Origin of the sequence: Enterococcus sp. (assembly GCF_032555305.1) — a bacterium.
Lineage (GTDB): Bacteria > Bacillota > Bacilli > Lactobacillales > Enterococcaceae > Enterococcus_A.
The window spans coordinates 1-24,816 of the sequence record NZ_JAWGOQ010000047.1 but is presented as its reverse complement, the minus strand read 5'-3'; the positions used below and the strand labels follow the sequence as shown (position 1 = coordinate 24,816).

General features: G+C 35.8%; 27 protein-coding genes and 1 tRNA gene. 18 read left to right on the top strand and 10 right to left on the bottom strand.

The window, feature by feature from the left end; translation table 11 throughout:
* Nucleotides 1-109: 109 nt before the first annotated feature.
* Complete coding sequence (locus tag E6139_RS21895; protein WP_316405670.1) at nucleotides 110-790, top strand: immunoglobulin-like domain-containing protein; 681 nt, start codon at nucleotides 110-112, stop codon at nucleotides 788-790.
* 113 nt (nucleotides 791-903) lie between these two features.
* Here the strand turns inward: E6139_RS21895 and E6139_RS21890 are convergent, their stop codons facing one another.
* On the bottom strand, nucleotides 904-2,826 hold the full coding sequence (locus tag E6139_RS21890; protein ID WP_316405669.1) for a hypothetical protein: 1,923 nt from the start codon (nucleotides 2,824-2,826) through the stop codon (nucleotides 904-906).
* Between the two features lie 138 nt (nucleotides 2,827-2,964).
* Between E6139_RS21890 and E6139_RS21885 the strand changes: the two genes are divergently transcribed.
* From E6139_RS21885 to E6139_RS21870, 4 genes are all read left to right on the top strand, one after another.
* Nucleotides 2,965-3,945, top strand: a complete 981-nt coding sequence (locus E6139_RS21885; RefSeq protein WP_316405668.1) for a hypothetical protein — start codon at nucleotides 2,965-2,967, stop codon at nucleotides 3,943-3,945.
* A gap of 5 nt (nucleotides 3,946-3,950) precedes the next feature.
* Nucleotides 3,951-4,325, top strand: a complete 375-nt coding sequence (locus E6139_RS21880) for a tyrosine-type recombinase/integrase (RefSeq protein ID WP_316405667.1) — start codon at nucleotides 3,951-3,953, stop codon at nucleotides 4,323-4,325.
* A gap of 5 nt (nucleotides 4,326-4,330) precedes the next feature.
* Entirely contained in the window at nucleotides 4,331-5,227 is an 897-nt protein-coding gene (locus E6139_RS21875; RefSeq protein WP_316405666.1) for a hypothetical protein, read from the top strand.
* Between the two features lie 166 nt (nucleotides 5,228-5,393).
* A tRNA-Gly gene (locus E6139_RS21870) sits at nucleotides 5,394-5,464 on the top strand.
* 416 nt (nucleotides 5,465-5,880) lie between these two features.
* Here the strand turns inward: E6139_RS21870 and E6139_RS21865 are convergent.
* The 6 genes from E6139_RS21865 to E6139_RS21840 form a co-directional block, all read right to left on the bottom strand.
* A complete protein-coding gene (locus tag E6139_RS21865) occupies nucleotides 5,881-6,234 on the bottom strand; it encodes a hypothetical protein (RefSeq protein WP_316405665.1) in 354 nt (117 codons plus the stop codon).
* On the bottom strand, nucleotides 6,231-6,392 hold the full coding sequence (locus E6139_RS21860) for a hypothetical protein (protein WP_316405664.1): 162 nt from the start codon (nucleotides 6,390-6,392) through the stop codon (nucleotides 6,231-6,233). Before E6139_RS21860 ends, E6139_RS21865 begins: the two co-directional genes overlap by 4 nt.
* Before the next feature lie 155 nt (nucleotides 6,393-6,547).
* Nucleotides 6,548-7,423: a DNA adenine methylase gene (locus E6139_RS21855; RefSeq protein ID WP_316405663.1), complete on the bottom strand. Its 876-nt coding sequence runs from the start codon at nucleotides 7,421-7,423 to the stop codon at nucleotides 6,548-6,550.
* A 53-nt stretch (nucleotides 7,424-7,476) separates the two neighbouring features.
* The gene (locus tag E6139_RS21850) at nucleotides 7,477-9,165 is read right to left on the bottom strand and encodes an AAA family ATPase (protein ID WP_316405662.1); all 1,689 of its coding nucleotides are present in this window, start codon (nucleotides 9,163-9,165) and stop codon (nucleotides 7,477-7,479) included.
* A gap of 79 nt (nucleotides 9,166-9,244) precedes the next feature.
* The gene (locus E6139_RS21845) at nucleotides 9,245-9,694 is read right to left on the bottom strand and encodes a hypothetical protein (RefSeq protein ID WP_316405661.1); all 450 of its coding nucleotides are present in this window, start codon (nucleotides 9,692-9,694) and stop codon (nucleotides 9,245-9,247) included.
* 44 nt (nucleotides 9,695-9,738) lie between these two features.
* Nucleotides 9,739-10,113 (bottom strand): hypothetical protein, encoded by a 375-nt coding sequence (locus E6139_RS21840; protein ID WP_316405660.1) that lies wholly within the window; start codon nucleotides 10,111-10,113, stop codon nucleotides 9,739-9,741.
* A 2,055-nt stretch (nucleotides 10,114-12,168) separates the two neighbouring features.
* On the opposite strand from E6139_RS21840, the gene E6139_RS21835 reads away from it, so the two are divergent.
* A complete protein-coding gene (locus tag E6139_RS21835; protein ID WP_316405659.1) occupies nucleotides 12,169-12,513 on the top strand; it encodes a DUF1648 domain-containing protein in 345 nt (114 codons plus the stop codon).
* Nucleotides 12,514-12,533: 20 nt separating this feature from the next.
* Here the strand turns inward: E6139_RS21835 and E6139_RS21830 are convergent, their stop codons facing one another.
* Nucleotides 12,534-13,223 (bottom strand): type II CAAX endopeptidase family protein, encoded by a 690-nt coding sequence (locus E6139_RS21830; protein ID WP_316405658.1) that lies wholly within the window; start codon nucleotides 13,221-13,223, stop codon nucleotides 12,534-12,536.
* A gap of 101 nt (nucleotides 13,224-13,324) precedes the next feature.
* Here E6139_RS21830 and E6139_RS21825 point away from each other — a divergent pair, with 101 nt between their 5' ends.
* The 5 genes from E6139_RS21825 to E6139_RS21805 all read left to right on the top strand — a co-directional run bounded on the left by E6139_RS21825 (nucleotide 13,325) and on the right by E6139_RS21805 (nucleotide 16,535).
* Complete coding sequence (locus E6139_RS21825; RefSeq protein ID WP_316405657.1) at nucleotides 13,325-13,570, top strand: hypothetical protein; 246 nt, start codon at nucleotides 13,325-13,327, stop codon at nucleotides 13,568-13,570.
* The gene (locus E6139_RS21820) at nucleotides 13,557-14,501 is read left to right on the top strand and encodes an SPFH domain-containing protein (protein ID WP_316405656.1); all 945 of its coding nucleotides are present in this window, start codon (nucleotides 13,557-13,559) and stop codon (nucleotides 14,499-14,501) included. The genes E6139_RS21825 and E6139_RS21820 overlap by 14 nt, the downstream gene beginning before the upstream one ends.
* A 43-nt stretch (nucleotides 14,502-14,544) precedes the next feature.
* Nucleotides 14,545-15,252, top strand: a complete 708-nt coding sequence (locus E6139_RS21815) for a DNA/RNA non-specific endonuclease (RefSeq protein ID WP_316405671.1) — start codon at nucleotides 14,545-14,547, stop codon at nucleotides 15,250-15,252.
* A gap of 218 nt (nucleotides 15,253-15,470) precedes the next feature.
* Nucleotides 15,471-15,935, top strand: coding sequence for a DUF3788 domain-containing protein (locus E6139_RS21810; RefSeq protein WP_316405655.1), 465 nt, complete (start codon nucleotides 15,471-15,473; stop codon nucleotides 15,933-15,935).
* An 87-nt stretch (nucleotides 15,936-16,022) separates the two neighbouring features.
* The gene (locus tag E6139_RS21805) at nucleotides 16,023-16,535 is read left to right on the top strand and encodes a lactate utilization protein (protein ID WP_316405654.1); all 513 of its coding nucleotides are present in this window, start codon (nucleotides 16,023-16,025) and stop codon (nucleotides 16,533-16,535) included.
* A gap of 169 nt (nucleotides 16,536-16,704) precedes the next feature.
* Here the strand turns inward: E6139_RS21805 and clpP are convergent, their stop codons facing one another.
* Nucleotides 16,705-17,298, bottom strand: coding sequence for an ATP-dependent Clp endopeptidase proteolytic subunit ClpP (gene clpP, locus E6139_RS21800; RefSeq protein WP_316405653.1), 594 nt, complete (start codon nucleotides 17,296-17,298; stop codon nucleotides 16,705-16,707).
* 304 nt (nucleotides 17,299-17,602) lie between these two features.
* Between clpP and E6139_RS21795 the strand changes: the two genes are divergently transcribed.
* The 5 genes from E6139_RS21795 to E6139_RS21775 all read left to right on the top strand — a co-directional run bounded on the left by E6139_RS21795 (nucleotide 17,603) and on the right by E6139_RS21775 (nucleotide 22,448).
* On the top strand, nucleotides 17,603-18,118 hold the full coding sequence (locus E6139_RS21795) for a hypothetical protein (protein ID WP_316405652.1): 516 nt from the start codon (nucleotides 17,603-17,605) through the stop codon (nucleotides 18,116-18,118).
* A gap of 81 nt (nucleotides 18,119-18,199) precedes the next feature.
* Entirely contained in the window at nucleotides 18,200-18,934 is a 735-nt protein-coding gene (locus E6139_RS21790; RefSeq protein ID WP_316405651.1) for a glycerophosphodiester phosphodiesterase, read from the top strand.
* Complete coding sequence (gene miaA / locus E6139_RS21785) at nucleotides 18,931-19,866, top strand: tRNA (adenosine(37)-N6)-dimethylallyltransferase MiaA (protein ID WP_316405650.1); 936 nt, start codon at nucleotides 18,931-18,933, stop codon at nucleotides 19,864-19,866. Before E6139_RS21790 ends, miaA begins: the two co-directional genes overlap by 4 nt.
* A gap of 100 nt (nucleotides 19,867-19,966) precedes the next feature.
* Nucleotides 19,967-21,211, top strand: coding sequence for a GTPase HflX (hflX, locus tag E6139_RS21780; RefSeq protein WP_316405649.1), 1,245 nt, complete (start codon nucleotides 19,967-19,969; stop codon nucleotides 21,209-21,211).
* On the top strand, nucleotides 21,195-22,448 hold the full coding sequence (locus E6139_RS21775) for an aminotransferase class I/II-fold pyridoxal phosphate-dependent enzyme (RefSeq protein ID WP_316405648.1): 1,254 nt from the start codon (nucleotides 21,195-21,197) through the stop codon (nucleotides 22,446-22,448). Before hflX ends, E6139_RS21775 begins: the two co-directional genes overlap by 17 nt.
* Before the next feature lie 31 nt (nucleotides 22,449-22,479).
* On the opposite strand, the gene E6139_RS21770 is transcribed toward E6139_RS21775, so the two are convergent.
* A complete protein-coding gene (locus E6139_RS21770; RefSeq protein WP_316405647.1) occupies nucleotides 22,480-22,653 on the bottom strand; it encodes a hypothetical protein in 174 nt (57 codons plus the stop codon).
* A 193-nt stretch (nucleotides 22,654-22,846) separates the two neighbouring features.
* Here E6139_RS21770 and E6139_RS21765 point away from each other — a divergent pair, with 193 nt between their 5' ends.
* Together E6139_RS21765 and glnA are read left to right on the top strand one after the other, a co-directional pair.
* A complete protein-coding gene (locus E6139_RS21765) occupies nucleotides 22,847-23,227 on the top strand; it encodes a MerR family transcriptional regulator (RefSeq protein ID WP_316405646.1) in 381 nt (126 codons plus the stop codon).
* A gap of 48 nt (nucleotides 23,228-23,275) precedes the next feature.
* Nucleotides 23,276-24,616: a type I glutamate--ammonia ligase gene (gene glnA / locus E6139_RS21760; RefSeq protein ID WP_316405645.1), complete on the top strand. Its 1,341-nt coding sequence runs from the start codon at nucleotides 23,276-23,278 to the stop codon at nucleotides 24,614-24,616.
* The last annotated feature ends 200 nt before the right edge of the window (nucleotides 24,617-24,816 follow it).

The following is a 24,816-nucleotide window of genomic DNA, read 5'->3' as shown; positions in this document are numbered from 1 at the left end:
TTCTTTCTGGGCTGTACTTTTTCATTTGGTGAACTTCCTTTCGTTCGAGGATATTATAGTCCTCTCCCAAAATGTGTCCACTAAATCATCCTAACACCAGAAGCCTTATATGAGCGGTGTTTCAGATATATCTATTCCTTATGGTTCAAAATTTAGCACAATAAAAAATGTTAAAGGCTTTGATTTAGCAGATGGAAGAAGAGGCTATTCTGTTTATTACAATGGAAAAAAGGTAAGCAAGAAAAACTATATAAATACTAAAAAAGTTGGATACCATAAGTTAAGATATGAGATTAAAGACAAAGCAGGGAACAAAAATACTTATTATAGAAATGTGTATGTTAAGCCAAAACCATTTAAAACCGCAAAAAAATCTACAGCGAAGGTCAAAAAGAGTGGAAGAACGCATACAATTTATCCAAAGTTAAACAACGATAGAGGATTTTGGTACGATAGATACTATTATTGTACTAAATTCTACGTACATAGCTTGAACGGTGAGAGTCTGAATAGATTTAACAAGGGCGATATTGTTAAGTTTTATGTAGAAGGGAAATGGTACACTTACATAGTCTATGATAAATTCGTTTGTTATGGTGACAAATTACAATACCGAGGTGTTCCATATGGAAAAAGTTGGTATGCACCATCAAGAAGAAGAAGTATGGAAGATGAAATTGCAAATGCACCACTGGCTCTACAGACATGTAATGATAATGGATACAGTACATTAAAATACGTTTTGTTGAAGCCCCATGGAAATTCAAAAACTTGGAGACCAGTAAAATAGATAGAGAGTAGCCAAAAGAAGGCTACTCTGTTTTTATATTTTTCAAAATAAATTTTCCGTCTTTAATTTAAAAATAGATATTTCCGTTTTTGAATATTAGAGTATATTATCAATTAGAATTTACTTGATGAATGCAATTCGTCTTCAATTTTTTCCATGATAATTAAGATGACTTTTAGAAAAGAGATATAATTAATCTGATGGTTTTCTGAATGATAATTCCCATGTGTATATTTATTTCTTAATTCTTTTCCGTCAGGATAGTTACTTTTTAAAAGTTGGTTGAGATATTGGGACTCTTTTTCAGCAAAGAACCCCCTGCCTTCAATAGATTTAAGAGTGTTATTATTCTTGAATTCATTGACTACTTTGGCATCATAAGAAGTACTATTTAAGAATGATTCAGTTACTATTTCTGTATTATACAGGACATATAATAATGCAACTTCAGATTCTTTACCTTTTTTAATCGCTAAATCTCCATTTTCAAGTATTTGAAGAAAAGGATTTTCTCGAATTTCCTTGGACAGAGTGTCATCGTATTCAGAAATATTTAATCTGTCTCCAAAGAGCACAGTCAGATAGAAATTTGGATATTTTGTAACAGCATGTATTCCAACTTGTTTGTAATGAGATAAAGGAAGTGTGAAAGACGAGTTGTCATTAAATAATCTATCGCAATTTTTTTTCAACTCCTCAGTTGGTGAGAATAAGAAATACTTATCTTTTATTAAACTTTTTACTGTGTCAAAGTTAATCATATTATTATAGGAACTACGTGATTGGTCAATATTTGAATTACTCACATAGTCATTCCATTGTTTTAAAATGCTTTCTATTTCTGGAGCGGTTATTTTACATTTATTCAAAAAATTCTCAGTCGGCTGAGATAATGAAACTTGAAAATTCGATACATCATATTCTTTTAAGTACGTTTCAAAGAAGTAGACAATAATTTCTTCAATGAAAATTCCTTTTTTGGCAAGTTCAACATATAGAGCTAGCAAAATGAATGATGTATGCAAATCAATAGTCTGAGCATCATACGAGGAATTATAGTTTCCATTAATGTTCTTATTATAAGCCACTTCCATTAACGGATGCGCATGGTTATTGCCTCGATTAATCATGCGCATGACTCCGCCATCTAACAAATTTGTACATTTTGTAATATAAGAATATACATTCATTAATTTGTTTTTGCTATTAGACTTTGAACATTCATCTATCCATTTTGAAGACATGATATAGTTACCGTGGGTATCAATTTTAATAAATTCTTCTTGGTTAGAATCAAAAGATATCTGTATTTGATTTTCCGTCACTTTCAAAATCCCACCTTTAAAGTCATCTGGATTAGATAAAGACACATTAAAAATTTGAGTAACTCTATCCATTAACTCATTACTAACAGTAAATCGTTCCATTATTTTAGGTGGATGTTTTAAAATTTGAAATATGAAATTCATATCAAAGAAATCTATGTCTAAAATTCGATTCATCATGATATCAAAATCTTCCTGAGTAAATGATTGTGGAACATAGAAATTTTCATCCTGTTCTAAAATTTTCTTTGAATAATTAAAAAGTTTATCTGTATCAGGATTTACCAATTCTTTTCTGGCTTCTTTTGAAAACATTTCAACAATTTTTTTATGTTCAAAAAAATAGCAATTTATACTACGAGAAGACAATAGAGCATTTATATCAGTGCTATCAAAAGCTGAATATAACTTGTAATTATCGACAAGATTCCAGAACGATTCATCAATTTGGAAATCTTCTTTAGCAATATATTGCTCGATTACATTTTCCTTGTTGTTTTTTTTAAAGAATGTCCCAAACGCTTTTTTGAGATTTATTTCTTGTGGATTAGTAATAGAACAATCATCTTGCTGTTTTTCATAAGTATAATATTCAAACAAAAGTACAATGTCTCGAATATTAGTTAAGCTTTCGTTGTTGTCAACTTTAGCAAGAAGCTGCGTAGCTTCGTCTCTATCCTTCCCAATGCCTACGAAAAAGATAAAAATCACTCCAATACTAATTAAATGATGTTTATATCATAACACATAAAAACGAATTATCTGATGCCTACAAATTTTATAGTTTCTACTTGAATAGGTATACTCTTGTGTATTAGTGAGCTAAAATAACAATGAGGTGATGTTGGTATGGCAAAAAATTTGGATATTATATACGGAAATCAGACAACAGGCATTATAAAACTGGAAACTGGCAAATATAAATTTAAAGTCAGATTTGGAACAAACAAGGCTTCTGACAAAGACTATGGTCTTTTTGACAAACAAAAAACTGTTAAAGTAAGTAATAATACTGAGGCAAAGAAACTTTTCTTAAAGTTTAAAGACGAGATGCAGAATCAGTATATTGAAGAAAAAGCTCGGTATGAAGAAAAACAGGAAATTGTCGAAACTCAATATATTGCTGATGAAGCGGATGAATCACTATTAGACATGACTTTTAAAGAGTTTACGTATAGCAAAAAGGGTGAAGAAAAAGAAGGGTTACTATTTTCCAATATCCCACGAAACAAGGCAGGCGATAACTATTCTTTAAACACTGTAAATCTATTAAGAAAAGAGACAAGAGTCATAAATCAAGATGAGTATAGATTTTTTAATGAAATGAGATTGGTTGAAATTGGACCAGATGATGCCGAGAAATTAATTGAAGAACTAAGGAAAAGAAAAAGAATTGTAAGTAAAGCAGAAGGCATCTATGAGCTTATTTCTAACGGGATGATACAAAAGTATATAAATAATTTAAAGATTGTTTTTAACAGCTTAGAATCGGTTGTTAAGCTGCGGAAAAAGGGTACTAATCCATTTATGGGCTTGAGAGCAGGTACTATTAAATATAAAAAGGATGGAAAAACATCTTTAGATACGATTGAAGAATACGATAAGGTTAAAGAAGAATTGAAAAACATGGTTACAGATGAACCAAATGATGCACTATTTTATCTTTTTGCCATGATTTCAATGCTTCGCAGAGGTGAAATTGGTGCACTAACTTGGGATGATTTAAACTTTGAAGATAAGACCTTAAATATTAAAGCAGTCATTGTAGAAGATACGCACTTAGAAAAATTCATTACAGGAAGTATACGAAAAGTGATGAAGTCAGATTGAGTATCATGAATAATGAATTGATTGAAATATTAAAGAGACTAAAACCAAAATTTGGAAATAGGTATTGGATTGATGATAAAGGTATCAAACACAATCTGATTTTTTTAGATGAAGATGGTAATCCATTTAAACTAACTCATTGGACAAATATGTGGAGTACCAACTTTAGACCAAAGCTCCAGAAACAAGGATTAATCAAGAAGCAAACAACGCTCCACGACCTTCGAGGTTCTGGAATAAGCTACTATTTAATTGAGAAAAAATTGGATGTTACAGTTTTAGCAAGGATAGTTGGACATACAGATATTGCACTTACATTAAATGTCTATGCAAATGCAACAGATAATAATATCAAACAATTAGCAAAGGAGATTGATTAAACTAAATGATAGAACGGTTAAAACAAAGAATTAAAATAAGTAGATTTAAAAATAGAATCTATAGAATTTTGTTGTATCTCTCCATTGCAGTTGGAATGTTTTTACTCTATTTAGTTTTTTCTGCCGTATTAAATAAGGAAACTGGTAAGGCTTGGTTTATCTGGTTTTCAAATTTTTCAGTAATAGTAACTTCCCTTAGTATATCAGCGTTGATAATGGATTTTACGCTAGGAGTTGCTAATTATCTTGAAAATAGATATTACAACTTTAAAGCCAGAAACATGATGGAGTCTTATCGTAGTTGGGTAATAAATTCCAAATATGGAAACTCTTACCGGATATTGGATTACTTGAATGACAATAGTTGCTTAACTGATTTAATTCAGGATAGAGATGGTGGATATAGAAAACAGCAGGGAGAAAAAATCAAAATGGAGGTCTACATAAATGACCTAAGATATAAAAAGGTTTTTCCTCTTTATAATGATGTGATAGTAGAATTGACTAAAAAACCACTATATGAACTAAAAAATATGCGTTCATTTCTTGAAATCTCTCCTAAGAGAAATTGGGGATTTTTACTATTTAAGACTTCTTTTGCTTCTATAATTTCTCTGGAAACTCTTGATAAAGTCATTGAAGTATTAGTAGAGAAATTGAAATTAGGAAGTGATATAGAACTTTCATCATTATTTGAATATTTAAAAGTGCTAGTATTAAATAAAGGAATTTCATTTGCGGTTTCAATGTTGGTGATATTTATTTCTCTGTTTGCTTGGATATTTCTTCTAATCTATAAGGATACAAAGTTTGATGAACCTCATATACATGAGTATCTTAAAGAATCCATTACAAGAGCAATTGAGATAAAAGAAAACGGAGAAGAAACAGAATCTATTTAGCTTCTGTTCTTCTTTTTGCATAAATTGAGATAAATAATTGACAAAGTTCTTTCATAGGACTACCATAAAGAAGCAGTAAATCGTGTGAACTCCACATTTTTGAACACTTTTAGATAATTATTTTTCGTTCGAAAAGTGCTGTAAACGTTGATTTAATAACAATCTTGCGGGTGTAGTTTAGTGGTAAAACAGAAGCTTCCCAAGCTTCCGTCGCGAGTTCGATTCTCGTCACCCGCTTCAGTGAAGAGTGCCGAAACCTTGATACAGCAGGGTTTTGGCGCTCTTCTTTTCACTCGTTACCCAAATATTCCCCCAAAAAACATGAAAAGGATTTTTAAAGTATGTCTTTCAGGTAATCGAAAACTTTTTTTGTTCTTTTTTTTGTTTTCTTGGGTAACTGAAGTATACTCGTAGGATTGAGAAACATTCTTGTGACCGAGCTGAGATTTAATATAAATTGGATCGGCTTCCGCTAGAATCAAAGCATCAGCTCGCGCGTCTCTAACCATGAGAGGTAATACGAGGAACGTCGGCTATCTTGCAAGTTTCTTCTATTATAGTCGTTCACAGCGTCGTTTGTGATTGGTCAAGCATTTCTCTCGTTTACAAAAATTAGATTTCTAGGATTTTTGACTTTACCTATAACAATCCGCTCATTTTGAATTTTTTTGTATTTCTTCAATTTCATGAAAAGAGAGTCGGAATCGGCTACCAATTTTAACAACACCGTGTTTTTCATCTAAGTCGCTCCAAAATAGTGCAGCAATTTCTTGATAGCAGTAGCCAGTATAAAGCTGAGTTAAAACAAAATACTTGCTGATTGTATCTGGACGGGCAAGTAGAATGTCTCTAAATTTTTTAGTATCTTCAAAATTTAGAGTAATTTCTTTATCATGAACAGGATATACTCCAGTTAGTTTTGCATTTCTAGCCGGATTTGATGTGATAAGTCTCATGTCCATTACTTTAAGAAAAACAGCTTTACAAATTTCATGTCTATTTTTCACTGTTTTTTTCCAAAAAAGTGGGTTTCAAAAGCTTCAACAGCTTTTTTTGTTTTACCAGTAAACATTTTATCTTTCCAAGTATTCGTGATGGGGTCTTTATTCTTTAAGCGAATACGCCATTTTCCTTTTTTTATCATCTTTGGTTCAGCCACAGCCATATGACTCTTTTCCTTTCTGATTTTGTATTAATTTGTCAGATACTTACCGATATTTATCGATAAAACTATTGATATTAACAATTAATATCTGAAATTTGGGAAAAACCAAACGTATGTTCTTTTTGTGTTGAAAGAAAAGCCCGAAGGCAGATCTTTTACGTTATTGGTTGAAGCTCTACTTTATTTGATGATTGTAAGTTTGTTACAGCGCTAGCAAAAATATATTCATTGGCTAAACGCTTTTTATTAGCTGAGTAGTTTAGAGAATACTGATAAGCTTTGTCTGCTTTTGAATATAAATCAGATATTTGTGGGGTCTTATCATAAGTAAGAATCCAATAATAATCATCTATACTTAATATCTTATCTCTAATAAGTTTATGTTGGTCCTTTTTATAAAAAGATAGGTATAAAGATTGTCCTTGAACATAGTAGGGGGGATCAAAGAAAATAAAAAGATGCTCTTTTGGATAAATATCCTTAAGTAAGTCAACAAGCTTTGCAGCATCTTTATTATACAAATGAATTTTGTCTTTTTGTTCGGCGATATCTTTGATTTTCTTAATTAAGCTTAACTTATTAAATCGACAGTCAATTTTATATTTTCCATTTTGATTACGTCCACCAATTGGGCCACCAGAAATAATACCACTAACATTTGTACGATTCAGGAAGAACGTAGAAAATGCACCTTCTAATGAACCTACTGTTCTACCATGATTATTATATATTTCCTTCTGATTATGCCATTCATCAATCGAAATTTCAGTAGTATTAATTAACTGAATAAATTTTTCTGTATCATGAATAATGGCTCTCCAAAAATTGTAAATAGCAGGATCATAATCATTTATAATCACTTCTTCTACATGGTTACCTAGAAGTAACTCTATTGTAACTCCTGATCCACCCGCAAAAGGTTCACAATATATTGGGTTAACAATTCCGTTTAAATCAATTAATGATTTAACAAATTTCCATAGTTGCGTTTTTCCCCCTGGATAGCGCAAAGGAGACTTTGTATATGGCATAATTATCACCTCGAATCTTATATTATCAAAAACCCTTGGTATTGGCCAAAAGTTTAAATGCGGCTTGCCATAATCCTATTAGAAACATATTCAAATACTCTCTGTGTCCCTTTAATCCAACGAATCAATTCTTCATTTTTAGTAGAATAATAGTAACTCAACATATTTGAATTAGAAGCAAAATTCAACAGGTCTTGTTTTTCTGCTTTCAGAATTTTTAAACATAGTTCTGATTCTCTGATAATTAGTTTTTCCTTAATCTTATCGCTAGAATATAGCGCAGTTTCAGGATCTTCATCTAAGGTTCGCCAAAATTTATAATGGTCTCTATCATTTTCAACTAATTCGTAAATGATTGAATATAAATATCCTTCAGGAGAAAGAAATCCAGGTAAACTAACAAAATTTCTATCCAAATTATTTGAAGTTAGTGATTCAACGATTGTGGGATCTTTCATGTAATCCTCAATTTTTATTTTATCTTTTGAGTTAGCATCACCATCTAGTACAATTGCTACATTGCCGAAATGAGCATCAATTCTTGGTAATTTTCTTAATTGTTCAGCTCCCAAAAAAATGGGGATGATTTTATACGGAGGTAATTTGAAATCTAAATCTAAAAAACCAGCTGCATCAACTAGTAATTCAAACACTGCTTTAGTCATTTCGTCTTCACAATAAACTTTCGTCTCAGGTTTTTTAAAAGTAAGCTCTTGAAATAGGTCGGCTTTCAAAAGTCTGTAAGAATTAAACTTCATAATAGAAGGTGTGCTTACACCTTTGAAATAAACTAGCTGATACTGACTAGGGCTTTTTTCTTTTAAAGAAATTACTTCTTTAAGGATAGTTAATGAATGGGAAGTAAGAAATATCTGTAAATTTAATTCATTGCTAAGTCGATTGAGCAAATTAAATAAATTCACTTGAGCACTTGGATGAAGTGAAGCATCTACCTCGTCTATACAGAGAACACCGCCTTCGTAATCATCTGATAAAGACAGTGAATAGAAGTCTACTAGAGCATTTACTATATATCCAATATTATCTTGACCAACAGATTGTGTTTCGGCCGAAGCATTTGTTGGGGGGACAAAAATTCTTGTCCTACTATTTACTTTCTTAGTCATTGATTCGACATGTTCATACTCACTAATTGAGTTTGGAAGTATTTCGTTATACCACTCTGTATATTTTTTATGAAACCCTTTTTGAATAATTGTGTTAGTGTTTCTCATAGAAGTAGACTTCACCTCTGTTTCGCCAGTTGGGTAAAGTCTAGAAAGACTTAAGTAGATTGTAGGTATTGGAACCCTAGCAGAATCTGTAATTCCTAGTTTGCTCCTAACTTCTTCGACTGCACTTGCTACTGTGTCATTACTATCTACTCTAGGGGAGGTTCTTGGAAGAGCTCGGACTCCACGATTCGAATCAGCATCATTTCTAAATCCTATTCGTTTAGCAAAAATAAACCCATCATCAGCTTCGTACTCGCAAATGAGTCTATACTTTTTCAGTGGTTCATTAGAGTTTATTGTAAAATAGTCATCAAACTCAGGCTGAAATGGTTTTTTGTCGAGTCTTTTTTTGTTTGTACCCGTTGTAGAGGCGATTAAGGAGAGTAAGCTGGATTTTCCTACACCGTTATGACCAGAAAGTACTGTTATCTTACTACCAAGTTTGAAACGTAAATCAGTCAAATTTCTAAAATCGTTAATAGAAACTTCTTTTAATTTAATTTTCATGTTTGTAGCTCCTTATTTTCTAGTGAAATTTCTACTCCCCGTGCCGGAATCGAACTGGCGTCGCCAAACGGGGAAAGGGTTATTTCTCCATTTTATCTTGTAATTCTATTGCTTTGTCTATATATAATTTTAATCTACTAATGTCATCAAACCCAATTGATAGATGGGCAGTAAAACCTACTACAGCAAGAATAAGCATAATAGCAAACATAATAAAGAATGGTTGGTTGTTTTTTGTATAAATCATTGAGACAACAGTGAATATTATACTAAAAAAAGAAAGGGTTTTTACAGGATTACTAATTGCAGCACTTTCGAGAGTTATACTAGCCAAATGTAAGTTAAGCGGATCAATTTTGGTTAATCTTATGAGGGTTTCTTTTCTCTTATTTTTCGTATGAAAGTATTTTTTTAAACTCTTTTCGGATAAGATAAAAAGATTATACTTCTCTCTCAGCTTATAATCGTTTCTTGTGCTAAAATCTCTCTCGATCCAATCAATTAGATCGTAGTCAGCTTTTTTTGCCATAAAAATCCTTCTTTACATCCAAATTTTTCTCATATAGTAGTTGGTTAATTTGAGCTAAGTGGATTACCCTTTTGAGAAGTACCATTCTTTTTCGTTTCCTCAACTCGTAACTCTTGTACACGACCACGAATCGCGCCAAACTGAATTTCAAATGGTCTTGCCTTTTCTTCTAAAGCCTTTCCATCATTTTTTCTATCACGTCCATATTCATTACGAAAGATCGGCCATATTTGCCGATTTAATTGAGAACAAAAGTTATCGGCTTCACTCCAGTTTTGAAGACTATTAATTTCCTCTTTTGTAAAGCGGTAACTAGTTTCATTTACTGCATGACTTGATTTGTTGAAATATTTTTGAGCCATATTAAAGAAATTATTTTTTTCTAGAAATTGAATTGTATAGCTTTTGAAGTTATTCATACCTAACAAAATGTCCTTTCATTATGACAGTGAGTATTGCTATTAAATATTTACTACTAATGTTTTGATTGCCTATTTGATAGCCAATTGTATCAAGATTTTCAATCGTACAATTCATAAATCATCCTTCATTCTTCTTACGGGCTACCCTTTGCTTTTTTGTCCAAAAGTAACCAACTATCAAATCGTTTATTTGTTCTCTATCTTCTTTTGTGATTTCTTTTTCATCGCCATATGCCTTACCAACATTGGAATTGAAAATTTTATCTAATTCTATTATATCCTCTTTTTCAGCTCACTCGGGTGTTTGATTCCTTCCTAGTCAAGTAATCAGTAGTTACATTAAATAAATCTGCAAGCCTATTAAGAGAATCCGAATTAGTTCAGCACGACCAACTTCCCAGCTGCCAATAGTCTGTTGGGAAACGTTCAATTTTTTGCGAGTTCAGCTTGGGTTAACTTCATTTGATTAAGGAGTTCTTTTATTTTTGTATTTAATAACTAGAGCTCTCCTTTTTAGAGAATTATATACTACAAAGTGTAGTATTAACAACGAAATATAGTAAATACAAAAAGAAGTAGTAAAAAAGGTATTTCTCCATAAAACTCGTGTAATTATTATATGTTTCCTAAAAGAGTATAAGTTCGTGGGAAGGTTGATAGAACATTTTCTAAATCATTTTAAATACAATAATTAGAAGATACATTTTTGCGACATTAAACTACGAAAGTGAGTTAAATAGAGTAGCCAACAAAAAACATAGTTTCAAAAAAAGAAAACCAATGAAAGGCAAATCACAAATGATAAGTGTTTCAATTGATACACGGTTTTGAATCAATATATCAAAATGTTGTTTCCTTTAATTCAAAGAAATTAGGTATCGATCTTGGAATAGAAGGGTCCTCATTTTTGGATAAAAACAGTATTAATGAAATGTTCATTTTGTTACTATCAACAGATGAAGCAGTCCAAGAAATATTTGATTTTTATAAATTCGAAATAGCATTTCGAAGGTGAATTAGTTAGTTTTAGTTAGCTGAATGAAACGTTTCATCATAATTAAAGTATGATATTGAAAATGTCTGATAAGAAGTAAAATTACTCAAAAGCAGAGAAGAGCGTTCGACTTGTAAAATACGCAAATGATTCAGACTTGAGTTTGAGTATTATAGATAGATTATTGGGAATATTTAGGTCGATGGATGGCGAACTTTATAAAAAAGATTTATCTGCTTCGGATGATTTAAGAGAGTTTGAAGAAAATGAACGAGATGAAATAAAAGCATTGGTCCAACTAATTCTACTAAAACGAGTATAAAAATTAGATGCACAAGACTTTGATTTGTTATTGAGATTTTCAAAAGAACACGCTTAAGCTGTTTTCATAAATATTTAATATCTTAACGCATTATGTAATTTTCAAAAATGTCAATTATGGATTTGTTTAATATCTTTATGAAGGATTAATAAAATGATTGAATCAGAAAAAGAAATATCAAATTTAGCAAGATGGCTTTCAAGAATCTTTTTTGTTTGTACGGGATACAACAAACCAATCAAAAATACAGAGTTGACTGAAAGTAGTATTGTTACTCATTGCAACAATTAGCCGAGTAAAAAATGATTGGAAAGGTAAGGAGAGAGTGCAGGCTTTATGTTTATAGTCCACAAAAAATCGAAATGCCTAGGTCATGTCTAATAGAAAAAATGTATCTAAATTCTTTTTGGTATTTATTACTTTTGTTGAAAAGCACCCTTGCTATTCAATCAATGATTGATGTATGCTAAGGGTGAAACGGGAGGAAACTTTCGTTTAGGGTATTATATCCTGATTAAACCAACGTTTGTGGCTGAGCGTTGGTTTTTTTGCGCTTTTATGAAAGCGGATTATGCGAAAAAGGATATTTGTAGTTTAGACTGATTTATTAGAGGGACTTACTTTAATGAAGGAAATTATTTGGTCTTAAAAAAGGATTATTTGGGGTTTGATTTTTATAGAGTTCTTGTTAGCGTGAGCATATACTATGGTCAATCGCTGAGGGAGGGTGAAAAAAATGATCTTCGAACGTGTGTATATCTGGGTTATCCGATTCAGTTTAGCTGTTTCGGTAGTGCTTTATGGGTTTGGAATTTTTTTCTATTCTCGTTTGCCGGTAGAAGTTCCGACACAGATCGGCTTTGATGGTGGAGTGAATAGTTGGGGAAGCAAGTGGACTGTCTTTCTCTTCCCAATCCTTCTATTAGGGATCGCGTTAATCTCCAGAAGCAACTATATTGATATAAGATATCCTAATAATCGTGAAAACCGCCTATACAAACTTGTTTTATGCAGCTGTTTACTTCTACTCGCTTTTGGCAGCGTATATTTCTTTTTCTTATATGGAAGATTACTGGAATAAAAAAATCCTCACGCGGAGGATTAGATTTTTATACCAAAAAGACTCAGGACCAGAAGCAGCAGAGCCGGCAGCATAGCATTCATAGTATTTAACATCCAATGAACCATAATGGAGCTCCAGATATTTTTCGATAACAGGTAAATTAAACCAAAATATACGCCTAGAACCATATAAGGAATCATGGCATAGATATTGCCATTAAAATTACTCCAATGAACGAGGCCGAATAAAATACCTTGAACGAAAAGCATAATAATGCGCAGTATTTTATTAGATATTTTTCCTAACAGTAAATAGCGAAAGGTCAACTCTTCCGCAAATGGAGCAATAAATGGCGAAACGGCTGCCAAGACAGCCCAGCTTGGACTAAGCGGTTGCGAAGAATCGGTTGTCGAAGAGCGCAGTTCCAGTAATTCGCTGGGGATCAATCCACGAACAACGCGCAACAATAGAAAAATACCTGCTACTAATATAATACTTAACAGCAACCTGAGAAATAGTTTTTGACGATAGGATTTCCACTGCTCCTTTAAAAAATCGCGAAATAGATAAATTATGACCAAAAATCCGACTACAAAAAGCAGTGTGGAGGACAGCAGAGTAACCTTTGGATCTTTTGTTAAGTGAAAAATCGGAAAGATATAGTCGCCAATCAATAATTCTAATGGAATGACTAAAAGTCCTAACCATTGTTTTTTACTTGTTTCCATTTTTATCCCCCATTCTTTTCATAGTGTAAAAAAATAGACGAATTGTGTAAAGTAATATGAAACAATGGGAAATTTACTTGTGAAAGATTTGGTATACTGGTATGAAGGGGGAGATTGTGTTGGATTATCAAATGCAGAAAACGATGGGAAAATGTTTTCGTAGTAAAGGGTCAAGTATATCTGGACTCATACGTATTTTGGGTAGCTGGTATGATTACAAAGTGATTAACGGACCACCGGAGCCTGATGATATGCTTGAGGTTGTAGACTTTACCAGTCGTGAATTGTTAGTCGTCATCAATAATAATCGAGAAGAAAGTGATGTGAACTATATTGTTAATACTTAATATCATCTTAATTGTGATCGCCATCATCGTTGTTCTATTTATCGTCAGTCAAATGGTCGTGATCGTGCAACAAGGGGAAGTCAAAGTCGTTGAAAGCTTCGGTAAGTATGTCAAAACCATCGAACCAGGCTTACATTTTATGATCCCGATCTTATACGTGGTTCGACGTCGCGTTTCGTTAAAACAAACACCGATCCAAATTGAACCACAAAGTGTTATTACACGTGACAACGTAATTGTTGAAATCGATGAAGCAATCAAGTATCACGTGACAGATGCTCGTGCTTTTGTGTATGATAATGAAGATTCTGTCACGTCTATGATCCAAGATTGCCAATCCAACTTACGCGGTATCATCGGTAAGATGGAACTGAATGAAGTGTTGAATGGGACGGAAGAAATCAATGTGAACCTTTACGAGAGTGTGAAAGACATTACTGCCGGCTATGGCTTGTCGATTGATCGGATCAATATTGGTGAAATTTCTGTCTCAAATGAGATTGTTAATTCGATGAACAAATTGATAACTGCCAGTCGTGATAAGGAATCTTTGATCACGATTTCTGAAGGGAAGAAACAATCCGTCATCCTTGAATCTGAAGCGAAGTCATCCGAGATGCAGATTGATGCAGAAGCTCGGGCCAGACAAACAAAGATTGATGCGGATGCTCGAGCAGAGCGTACCCGAATCGATGCAGCAGCAGAGGCTGATCGTATCGCAAAGCTGACTGAAGCAGAAACGGCGCGTATCAAGGAAATCAATAAGGCGATTGCCGAAAGCAATTTAACGGATGAAATGATCGCATACTTAGGTATTGAAGCCTTTAAACATGTCGTTGAAAATAACGGGAACACAGTCATCATGCCAAGTAATCTGACAGAACTTGGTAACGTACCGGCAATCAAAGAAATTTGGCAGCAAACCAAATAATAGGATCAACGTGATGGGAAAAAGAATTAGGAGTTGAACTACCATCGCAGCAAAAAAACAAACACCCAAAATAATTTCGGCGCTAGTCGTATTATTAGCGGGAATTTACGGCGTTTACTCACAAGTAAAGCCTGATAGTGAACAAAGCAACACTACAAAAGAGGTAACGGTTAGTCAATTATCGGAAATACCGGATTATGATGGACAGCATCAAACGATCGAATTGAATCATAATCAGCCTGATTTCACTAAAAAAGATCTTTCTTTGGATCAAGGAACATGGACTCGCTTTTCTGATTTAGATCAATTAAACCGCGTTGGTGTCGCGAATGCCATGCTGGGAAAAGAATTGATGCCTCATCAAGAACGAGAACGCTTATATGTGAAGCCAACTGGATGGCGGCAAAAATTTTACAATGATGAACCTCTCTATAATCGTGCACATCTAATTGCCTATCAATTTTCGGGAGAGAACAACAATCTGAAAAATCTGATGACTGGAACAGCTTCGATGAATGACCCAGGGATGAATGATCATGAAAAGGAAATCGGAAACTACATTCGAAAAACGAATCATCATGTCCGCTATCGTGTAACGCCATATTTTAAAGGGGACGAATTGGTTGCCAGAGGTGTGCAGATGGAAGCACAAAGTATCGAAGACGATCAAATTTCATTAAACCTCTTTGTTTACAATATTCAAGAGGGGATCAAGATCGACTATCAAAATGGTTCCTCTCAAAAAGAATAGAATATGGAATCATCCAATTTTGTTGGATGATTTTTTTGTGGGATAAGATTAGTTCAAGCTAAATCTCCTAAATAGAAATGCTAAAAATTTTTATCAAATAGGAACCCATCAATTCAAACTAGATATCAAAAAGAGCACTATCGAACAAGCACACAATTCAGCTTTCAAGTAAAATGAATAGTGTCTATCAACAAATAAATGAGAAAGCTGGTGTTACTATGCAATGGAGTGAACGATTTAATGCGGAGCAGGAGCCAACAGAACAGCAAATCACGGATTTTATTTCCAACCCATTATGGCTCGAGTTGGAGAACCATTTAAAAGAAACCTATAAAGTAAAGCCTAAGATTGCTTATAGCGGATGCTCCATGGGAGAAGGTTATTGGAAGGGGTGGAATGTAAAGTTCAAGAAGAGCGGAAAAGCCTTATGTACGATTTATCCTAAACAGGGCTACTTCGTTGCAATGGTCTCATTCAGCGCCAAGGAGTTAGATGATGCAGATGAGCTGATTCAGCTCTGCGATGAATATACTAGGAACAAGTATCAAGGTTCCAAATCAAGTAAATTAGGAAAATCTACTTCCTATGAGGTAACAAATGAAAAGATTCTACAGGATATCAAAGAGCTTGTAGCGCTCAGAGCTGCTTCATCAACAAAAAAGAATAAACTTCTAAATGCCTAAGATTATTTTCTTAGGTTTTTTGATCTCCTATTGCTTATGTGTCCTAAAACCTTGAAAATGAAGATGATGAATTTAAGGAGGAAAGCAATGGAAGAATATCAACGCGAGCGTTATGCAGTAGCGGCAATGACGCTCAGTAAAAAATTAGAACGGCGAAATTTTCTACCTATTATTTGCAAGGATTTATATGAAGCGAAGAATCGAGCCTTAGAATTGATTGCATCAGATAAATCAGTTGCATTTGGCGGATCAATCACTGTAGAACAATCTGGCATTATTGAAAATTTATATCAGCGGAAGCAAAAAATGGTTGACCGCGAAAAAACGAATACACTTGAAGAACGACATCAGGTGATGAAGCGAGCGCTGACAGCCGATTACTTTTTGACTAGTATCAATGGAATTACTGAAGACGGAGAGTTGGTGAATGTTGATAGTGTTGGGAATCGGGTAGCGGCTATCACGTATGGACCAGATAAAGTTCTGGCCTTTGTCAGCATGAAGAAAGTTTATGGCGATCTGGATACAACTCTTGAAATGGTTAGAAAAAATACCGCACCGTTGAATGCACATCGATTAGGGCTTGAGAAAACACCGTGATTCAAAAAGGTACCTGCGGAGATTGTTTGCAAGCTGAATGTATCTGCAACACGATCATAATCACAAGACGGTCAACGATTAAAGATCGAATGATTATTTTTTTGATTATTGAAGAAGTGGGACTATAAGAATGCAAAAAACCGAGGAAGAATCCTCGGTTTTTAATCGCTTAGCTTAAAGAACTGCTGTTTTCCATTACTTCATCGATCAAGCCGTATGCTTTCGCTTCTTCGGCGGTCATGAAGTTGTCACGATCTGTATCACGTTCAATGACTTCAATTGGTTGTCCAGTACGTTCAGACAAGATATTGTTCAAACGTTCGCGTGTTTTTAAGATATGGCGAGCAGCGATTTCGATCTCAGTCGCTTGACCTTGAGCTCCGCCAAGAGGTTGATGAATCATGATCTCGGCATTTGGCAAAGCAAAACGTTTTCCCTTTGCACCAGCAGTTAATAGGAAACTTCCCATTGAAGCTGCCATACCAAGGACGATTGTTTGTACGTCAGCCTTAACAAAGTTCATCGTATCAAAAATTGCTAAGCCGGCAGATACGCTGCCGCCTGGTGAGTTGATGTAAAGATAAATATCTTTTTCAGAATCTTGGGCATCCAAGAAGAGTAATTGGGCGATGATAGTGTTCGCCATATCGTCATTTACTTCTCCGCTTAACATGATGATGCGGTCTTTCAAAAGACGAGAGTAAATGTCGTAAGCACGTTCGCCACGCGATGATTGTTCAATGACTGTAGGAACTAAATTCATAGTGAATCCTCCTTAAAATATTGTTCGTAAATTATTTTAGCACAAACAGGGTTAGATTGCTAAAACATAAAGAAAGTATACAACGTTGGTCAGTTTTGGTCAAATAGAAGGCTTGTTTTTTTAAGCGGGTCTAGCTATCCTAGAAACATGAAAATATGGTACTATTAATAGCGCAGAGAACCGGATGTCAGTTTCACTTTTGCAATGTGAAAGAAAGTAACATTTTTAGTGAAATGATAGACGTGCTGACGTTAGGTTTTATTTGAAAAAATAATTCCAGCAATAAGAAATAGGAGGGAAAAACGTGGAAATCGCATTTATTGGACTAATCGGCGTATTGATCGGGGCAGGTATTACAGGAATTGCAGTCTTCTTTGTTTTTAAGTATATCGACCTGCGCCATAAACGTGAAAGAGAGCTGGAACATCAGGTAAAGGAAATTGAAACGATTAATCTCTTGAACAAAAAGGTCAATGAGATTTTATCTAAACGAAACGTTCTTATGCAGGATTACGTAACGTTCAACTCATTTGATGATTGCTATATCACGATTGATGATTTCATTTATTTAAATTCCTTTACATCCCAAAATAATTTTTATTTACCAAATTATTTGATTGAAGAATTCTTCAAAAATATTTCGCATCGGAAGGTTATTTTATCACCTGAAGAAACGGTTAAAATCGGTGGTTACACGTATAAGGGCGGTCGCATTGTTATGGAGACTTTCTCTGAGCAGCTGATTGAGATTTTAGACGAGAAAAAACAACAATTATCTCGTTCAACTAAACAACCCTTGCGCTATTTCAACGTACAATAAGTCTGTTCATACATTTGGCGGGGAAATATAGTTAAATAGTTTTACACAAAGATTTGTGATTACGAACGAGGTGAAGAATAGATGACAGTAGTTATTGCCCATCGCGGGAGTGCTGGAACTCATCCAGAGAACACGTTGCCTGCCTTTATGGAAGCAGTAAGAACTGGTGCAGACGGTATCGAACTGGATGTCCATCTAACAGCGGATCAGCAATTAGTCGTTATTCATGACGAAAGCGTTGATCGTACCACGGATGGAAAAGGGTTGATCCGGGAAATGACGCTGGAGGAAATCAAAGAATTAGATGCCGGCAGCTGGTTCGATAAGAAATATCAAGCGACAAAGATTTCAACCTTACAAGAGGTATTGAACTTATTGCTGCAGATGAGGTTCCGCGGTTTTTTATGTATCGAGATCAAGACCAATAAATTCCACTACCCAGGAATTGAAGAAAAGATCTCAGATGTCATGACCAGTAAAGAGTGGCCTTTTACCTATTGGTACGCAAGTTTTAATCTTGATTCGTTACGTATTATGCATGAATATGAACCAGAGGCACAATACGATCTGATTCAGAAAAACGACTTGGAAAAATATCAAATCGTTTTAGACACGGATTTTATTGAAGGACTGCATCCAAGCTCTGATTGGGTAAAACAACATCCAGAAATCGTAAATAATTTTACCAAAGCGATCCGTCCGTGGACACCAAATCTATATGAAACGTTGATGACCTGTTTTGAAAAGAATTTAGCAGGGGTTATTACCGACTTTCCGGAAAAAGCAATTCGGACTAGAAGCAGGTACAATCAATGAAAGTGATTGCGATTGTAGGACCGACTGCTGTAGGTAAAACAAGTTTGAGTATTGATCTGGCAAAACGTTTTAATGGCGAGATTATCAGCGGCGATTCTATGCAGGTGTATCGAGGATTGGATATTGGTACAGCGAAGGTCACGGAAGAAGAGATGGCAGGGATTCCCCATCATTTGATTGATGTTCGCGATATTGATGAAAGCTACTCAGCGGCGGATTTTCAGGCGACCGCCAGACAGGCGATTCAGAATATCAGTCGCCGCGGAAAGCTGCCAATAATTGTTGGTGGAACAGGGCTGTATATCCAGTCTTTATTATGGGATTACAAGCTCGGCAGTGAAGGTGAACCAGAAGATGATTCGTTGCGAAAAGAATTAGAGGCATACGCCGCAGAAAAAGGCAACCAAGCCTTATGGGAAAAATTGCAGACCCAAGATCCACTAGCTGCAGAAAAGATTCATTACAATAATCGCAAAAAAATGATTCGAGCGTTAGAGGTTTTCCAACTGACCGGACATTCAATATTGGCACCCAAAGAACAGCCACAAAAACTTTATGATAGTTTTTTGATCGGCCTTAATACAGATCGGGCTGTTTTGTACGATCGGATCAATCAACGTGTCGACCTTATGGTGCAACAAGGATTGTTAAATGAAGCCAAACAATTAGCGGAAACACCTGATGTGCAAGCGGCACAGGGAATCGGTTATAAAGAATTATTTCCCTATTTTTCAGGCGAGATTTCGCTGGATACAGCCCTAGAAGAAGTAAAGCTACATTCACGCCGATATGCTAAGCGTCAGTTGACCTGGTTTCGCAATCGCATGTCGGTTCATTGGTATGACCTCGTCCATCAGCCGGAAACAATTAAAGAGATCGAAACAGATATTGCAAAATGGTTAATAGACGAACCGTCAATAGATGAGGATTGAGAGTTCGCGTAATTATCAAAATAATAAGGTAGATCATCAAAGAACAAACCCGAGTTTTTTTGCATGGAAAATATATTATCAATAAATAGGAGGAAACGGATTGTCAGAAAGAGTCATTTTAGTCGGCGTCGAGACAGACGAGAGTAAATATAACTATTTAGAATCAATGCATGAGTTGGCCGGACTAACGAAAACGGCTCATGGCGAGATAGTTTTTTCATTAACTCAAAAACGCCCCAAAGTTGATCGCCAAACGATCATCGGAAAGGGAAAATTGGAGGAGCTGACACAGCTTGTGGAGGCTCATGAAGCAGAATTAGTAATCTTCAACCATGCACTATCCCCGCGTCAAAGCCAAACTATTGAAGAACAAGTTGGTGTACCAGTCATTGATCGTATCCAGTTAATTTTGGATATTTTTGCCCAGCGCGCACGTTCCAAGGAAGGAAAACTCCAAGTTGAATTGGCGCAGTTAGACTATTTACTACCGCGGCTTGTTGGACAAGGACACAGCTTGTCTCGTCTTGGTGGTGGGATTGGTACTCGTGGTCCCGGTGAAACAAAATTGGAAACAGATCGGCGCCACATTCGCCGTCGGATTTCTGCAATAAAAAAAGAATTAAAAGAAGTTGAAGCACATCGTGAACGAAGCCGTCAAAAACGGCAGCAATCGAGTATTTTTCAAATGGGTCTGATCGGCTACACCAATGCCGGGAAGTCTACCATTTTAAATCTATTAACGAATGCCGATACGTATTCGGAAGATCAATTGTTCGCGACCTTAGACCCGCTTACAAAACGCTGGCATTTGCCTCAGGGGATGGAAACAACCATCACGGATACAGTTGGATTCATTCAAGATTTGCCGACTCAATTAGTCGATGCCTTTCAGTCCACCTTGGAAGAAAGTAAAGGAATGGATCTTTTGTTACATATTGTCGATGCCAGTGCTGAAGATCGTCAACAACAAGAAAAGACCGTCATTGATTTGCTAAAAGAACTCGAAATGGATGATATTCCTATGCTTACGATCTATAATAAGGCTGATCGAATCGATGATTTTTCCTTCACACCGACCTTGTTCCCTAGCGTGTTGATCTCTGCTAAGACCAATAAGGGTAAGGAGCTGTTGGCTGAAGCGATCAAGCGGGAAATCATGAACTTATTGGAACCATATATGCTGACCCTGAATGCAAATGAAGGTCAGGCGTTAAGTGAGATGAAACGAGAGACCCTTGTCTTGAGTGAAAACTTTGATGAAGAAAAAGAACAATACATCGTTCGAGGATTCGCTAAGAAAAAGTCTCTTTGGATTAGGAGAATGGAAGATGAATTGGACAACTAATCTGGCACCAGAGCTGGTTGAAAAAATTGATCAGATTGATCAAAAAATCGCTGATAGATTACAGGAAGTTAGAGAAATAGCTCTGTCGAATCAAGCAAAAGTACTAGCCGCATTTCGGGAAAATCATGTCTCAGAAAGTCATTTTCTACCTTCGACAGGTTATGGGAATGATGATCAGGGAAGAGATGTGCTGGAAGCTGTTTATGCTCAAACTTTTGGAGCGGAAGCCGCATTGGTTCGCCCGCAAATCGTTTCAGGCACCCATGCAATCGCTACATCTCTATTCGGAGTGATGCGCCCCGGAGATGACCTGCTGTATATTACAGGTACACCCTATGATACATTGTTGGAAGTGATCGGTATCCAAGGAAACGGCATCGGTTCATTCAAGGAATACAATATTGGTTATGATAAAGTGGACCTTTTGGAAGATGGCAGCGTTGATTTTGCAGGTGTTAAGGAAAAAATCACCGACAAAACAAAGGTTGTTGCGATCCAACGGTCTCGCGGCTATGCTTCACGTCCGTCATTCACGATTGAGAAGATTAAAGAGATGTGTGATTTTGTCAAAAGCATAGCACCGCATGTCGTGATCTTTGTTGATAATTGTTATGGCGAATTTGCTGAGTTACTGGAGCCGACTCAAGTTGGTGCAGATTTGATGGCGGGTTCACTGATCAAAAATCCTGGTGGCGGTATCGCTAAAACAGGTGGATACATCGTTGGAAGGCAAGAATTGATTGAACGCTGTGCCTATCGCTTAACCACCCCGGGCGTTGGTGCTGAGGGTGGAGCGATGCTTGGAAGTGTTTTTGATATGCTTCAAGGCTTTTTCTTGGCGCCTCATGTCGTCAGTCAAGCAATTCAAGGAGCAGTTTTTTCTTCAGCCTTGCTGGCTGAATATCAGTTGCATTCCACACCTAAGTGGGATCAGCCACGGACAGATTTGATTCAGCTGATTGATTTTGGTGATCGTGAGAAGATGATCCAATTTTGCCAAGCAATCCAAAAATATTCACCGATTGATGCTTATGTTGCGCCGATCCCATCTTACATGGCTGGATATGAAGATGACATCATCATGGCGGCTGGGACATTTATTCAAGGAGCAAGTATTGAATTGAGTGCTGACGGACCATTAAGAGAGCCCTATTCCTTATATTTGCAAGGTGGATTGACTTTTGAACATGTCAAAGTTGCGGTAACAAATGCGGTGAATGAAGTTTATCATCAATAAAAAAAACCGAAATCATTTGATTTCGGTTTTTTTACGATCTTTTCACTTCAAAAGCTTTCTCAGGGAAAAGCAGTTCTTGATCAGGACTAAAGCGTATCAGATAGGTATGGTTCTTTTCAAAATACTTTACGATGATCCCTAAATAACCTGCCATTTGAAACCCTTGCTTTATTTGAACGGATTCGCCAATCATAAATTTATCCATTTTCACACCCGCTTCAATTTTTCTTCTAGTATAACAAATTTTTGATAGTTCTGAAAAGATTGATTTCATGGGGTTTTTATTGTAAAAGCGAACGTTCGGAAAATCTATGTAAGGAAATCTAACATTAACCCTTGACGACTGGTCTATCGGATGGTATCCTTTTTTCAACATCAAAAAACAAGGAGGAGATGTTATGCGGGAAAAAGAATTGCGACGTTCGCTTGCTGTTTTTCCAATTGGTACGGTTATGAAGTTAACAGATTTGACTGCAAGGCAGATTCGGTACTATGAGGAGCAAGAATTGATTCACCCGGAACGAAGTGAAGGCAACCGTAGGATGTATTCTCTAAATGACATTGATGTGCTGCTGGAAATTAAAGATTATTTATCTGATGGACTGAATATGGCAGGAATCAAGCGTGTCTACCAAATGCGTCAAGAAGAGGTCAAAGCTGCCAAAGAGAAACCACCATTGACTGACAAAGATGTTCGTCGTATTTTTTATGATGAAATGCTGACTCAAGGTGGGTTACATCAACAAAATCCATATCAATCGCAAGGGCCTAAGCTATAGTGATTGTGGAATATAAAAAAATGAAGTGCGAGGAAGGGATTAGATATTATGCCGAAAAGAGACCTAAGTAAAGAAGATATCAAACGAATTGTAGATGAAGAAAACGTCCGCTTTTTACGTCTGATGTTTACTGATGTTATTGGAACGATCAAGAATGTTGAAGTACCTGTTAGTCAATTGGAAAAAGTTTTAGACAACAAAATGATGTTCGACGGTTCATCTATTGAAGGGTTTGTTCGTATTGAAGAAAGCGATATGTATTTATACCCAGATTTATCAACTTGGATGATTTTCCCATGGGAAAGCGACCATGGAAAAGTAGGTCGTTTGATTTGTGATATTTACAGCCCGGATGGTACACCATTCCCTGGAGATCCACGTGGGAATTTGAAGCGTATTCTTAAAGGAATGGAAGAATTTGGTTTCACTTCATTTAACTTAGGACCTGAGCCAGAGTTTTTCTTATTCAAAATGGATGAAAATGGCGACCCAACACTGGACTTAAATGACAAGGGTGGATACTTCGATTTTGCACCAACTGACTTAGGTGAAAATTGCCGCCGTGATATTGTGTTAGAACTTGAAAGCTTGGGATTTGAAGTAGAAGCTTCTCACCATGAGGTAGCTCCTGGACAACACGAGATCGACTTTAAATATGCAGATGCAATTGAAGCATGCGACAATATCCAAACCTTCAAATTAGTTGTTAAAACGATTGCTCGTAAGCATGGCTTACATGCGACATTCATGCCAAAACCACTTTATGGAATCAATGGTTCTGGTATGCACTGCAACATGTCATTGTTCAATGATGAAGGCAATGTCTTCTACGATGAAGATGGTCCAATGAAACTTAGCAAAACTGCCTACCAATTCTTAGCAGGTCTTTTGAAACACGCGCGGGCGTACACGGCAGTATGTAATCCGATCGTTAACTCATACAAGCGCTTGGTTCCTGGCTTTGAAGCCCCAGTTTACGTGGCTTGGAGCGGACGTAACCGTTCGCCATTGATTCGTATCCCAGAATCTCGCGGTTTATCAACTCGTTTGGAATTACGTTCAGTCGATCCAGCAGCTAATCCATATCTGACAATGGCTGTTCTATTAGAGGCTGGTTTAGACGGCATTCGCAATGATTTGACTCCTCCAGCAGCAGTTGACCGCAACATCTATGTGATGACTGAAGAAGAACGTAAAGAGGCAGAAATTTACGATTTACCTTCTACAATCCATAATGCGATTAAAGCATTGCGTGAAGATCAAATCATGATTGATGCATTAGGAAGCCATATCTATACGAACTTCAATGAAGCAAAACGCATGGAATGGGCAGCATTCCGTCAAACAGTATCTGAATGGGAACGTGATCAGTACTTAGAGCTTTATTAATCCTAACTCGCAAAACTCTTGAGGTTTATACCTCAAGAGTTTTTTTGTTCTTTAAGGGAGTATAAAATTTTCACATGCAAAAAGCTTATGAAAGCAAGGGTATCCATGTCCGGCTTCACGAACTAGCTTTTCTACGCAAGCTACGCATACAGTTACTTCTAAACTGGCGTTAAGAAGAACTAGCATATCGGCAATAAGCA

What these genes read in the sequence shown, in the direction of transcription:
- E6139_RS21770 (WP_316405647.1), bottom strand. Translation starts at nt 22,653, where the DNA reads ATGGATAAATTTATGATTGGCGAATCCGTTCAAATAAAGCAAGGGTTT.
- E6139_RS21830 (WP_316405658.1), bottom strand. Translation starts at nt 13,223, where the DNA reads ATGGAAACAAGTAAAAAACAATGGTTAGGACTTTTAGTCATTCCATTA.
- E6139_RS21860 (WP_316405664.1), bottom strand. Translation starts at nt 6,392, where the DNA reads ATGGCTGTGGCTGAACCAAAGATGATAAAAAAAGGAAAATGGCGTATT.
- clpP (WP_316405653.1), bottom strand. Translation starts at nt 17,298, where the DNA reads ATGAATTTAGTTCCTACAGTCATTGAACAATCATCGCGTGGCGAACGT.
- E6139_RS21765 (WP_316405646.1), top strand. Translation starts at nt 22,847, where the DNA reads ATGCGGGAAAAAGAATTGCGACGTTCGCTTGCTGTTTTTCCAATTGGT.
- E6139_RS21775 (WP_316405648.1), top strand. Translation starts at nt 21,195, where the DNA reads ATGAATTGGACAACTAATCTGGCACCAGAGCTGGTTGAAAAAATTGAT.
- E6139_RS21885 (WP_316405668.1), top strand. Translation starts at nt 2,965, where the DNA reads ATGGCAAAAAATTTGGATATTATATACGGAAATCAGACAACAGGCATT.
- E6139_RS21805 (WP_316405654.1), top strand. Translation starts at nt 16,023, where the DNA reads ATGGAAGAATATCAACGCGAGCGTTATGCAGTAGCGGCAATGACGCTC.
- miaA (WP_316405650.1), top strand. Translation starts at nt 18,931, where the DNA reads ATGAAAGTGATTGCGATTGTAGGACCGACTGCTGTAGGTAAAACAAGT.
- E6139_RS21835 (WP_316405659.1), top strand. Translation starts at nt 12,169, where the DNA reads ATGATCTTCGAACGTGTGTATATCTGGGTTATCCGATTCAGTTTAGCT.
- E6139_RS21825 (WP_316405657.1), top strand. Translation starts at nt 13,325, where the DNA reads ATGAAGGGGGAGATTGTGTTGGATTATCAAATGCAGAAAACGATGGGA.
- glnA (WP_316405645.1), top strand. Translation starts at nt 23,276, where the DNA reads ATGCCGAAAAGAGACCTAAGTAAAGAAGATATCAAACGAATTGTAGAT.
- E6139_RS21850 (WP_316405662.1), bottom strand. Translation starts at nt 9,165, where the DNA reads ATGAAAATTAAATTAAAAGAAGTTTCTATTAACGATTTTAGAAATTTG.
- E6139_RS21855 (WP_316405663.1), bottom strand. Translation starts at nt 7,423, where the DNA reads ATGCCATATACAAAGTCTCCTTTGCGCTATCCAGGGGGAAAAACGCAA.
- E6139_RS21790 (WP_316405651.1), top strand. Translation starts at nt 18,200, where the DNA reads ATGACAGTAGTTATTGCCCATCGCGGGAGTGCTGGAACTCATCCAGAG.
- E6139_RS21840 (WP_316405660.1), bottom strand. Translation starts at nt 10,113, where the DNA reads ATGAATAACTTCAAAAGCTATACAATTCAATTTCTAGAAAAAAATAAT.
- E6139_RS21810 (WP_316405655.1), top strand. Translation starts at nt 15,471, where the DNA reads ATGCAATGGAGTGAACGATTTAATGCGGAGCAGGAGCCAACAGAACAG.
- E6139_RS21895 (WP_316405670.1), top strand. Translation starts at nt 110, where the DNA reads ATGAGCGGTGTTTCAGATATATCTATTCCTTATGGTTCAAAATTTAGC.
- E6139_RS21845 (WP_316405661.1), bottom strand. Translation starts at nt 9,694, where the DNA reads ATGGCAAAAAAAGCTGACTACGATCTAATTGATTGGATCGAGAGAGAT.
- E6139_RS21880 (WP_316405667.1), top strand. Translation starts at nt 3,951, where the DNA reads ATGAATAATGAATTGATTGAAATATTAAAGAGACTAAAACCAAAATTT.
- E6139_RS21875 (WP_316405666.1), top strand. Translation starts at nt 4,331, where the DNA reads ATGATAGAACGGTTAAAACAAAGAATTAAAATAAGTAGATTTAAAAAT.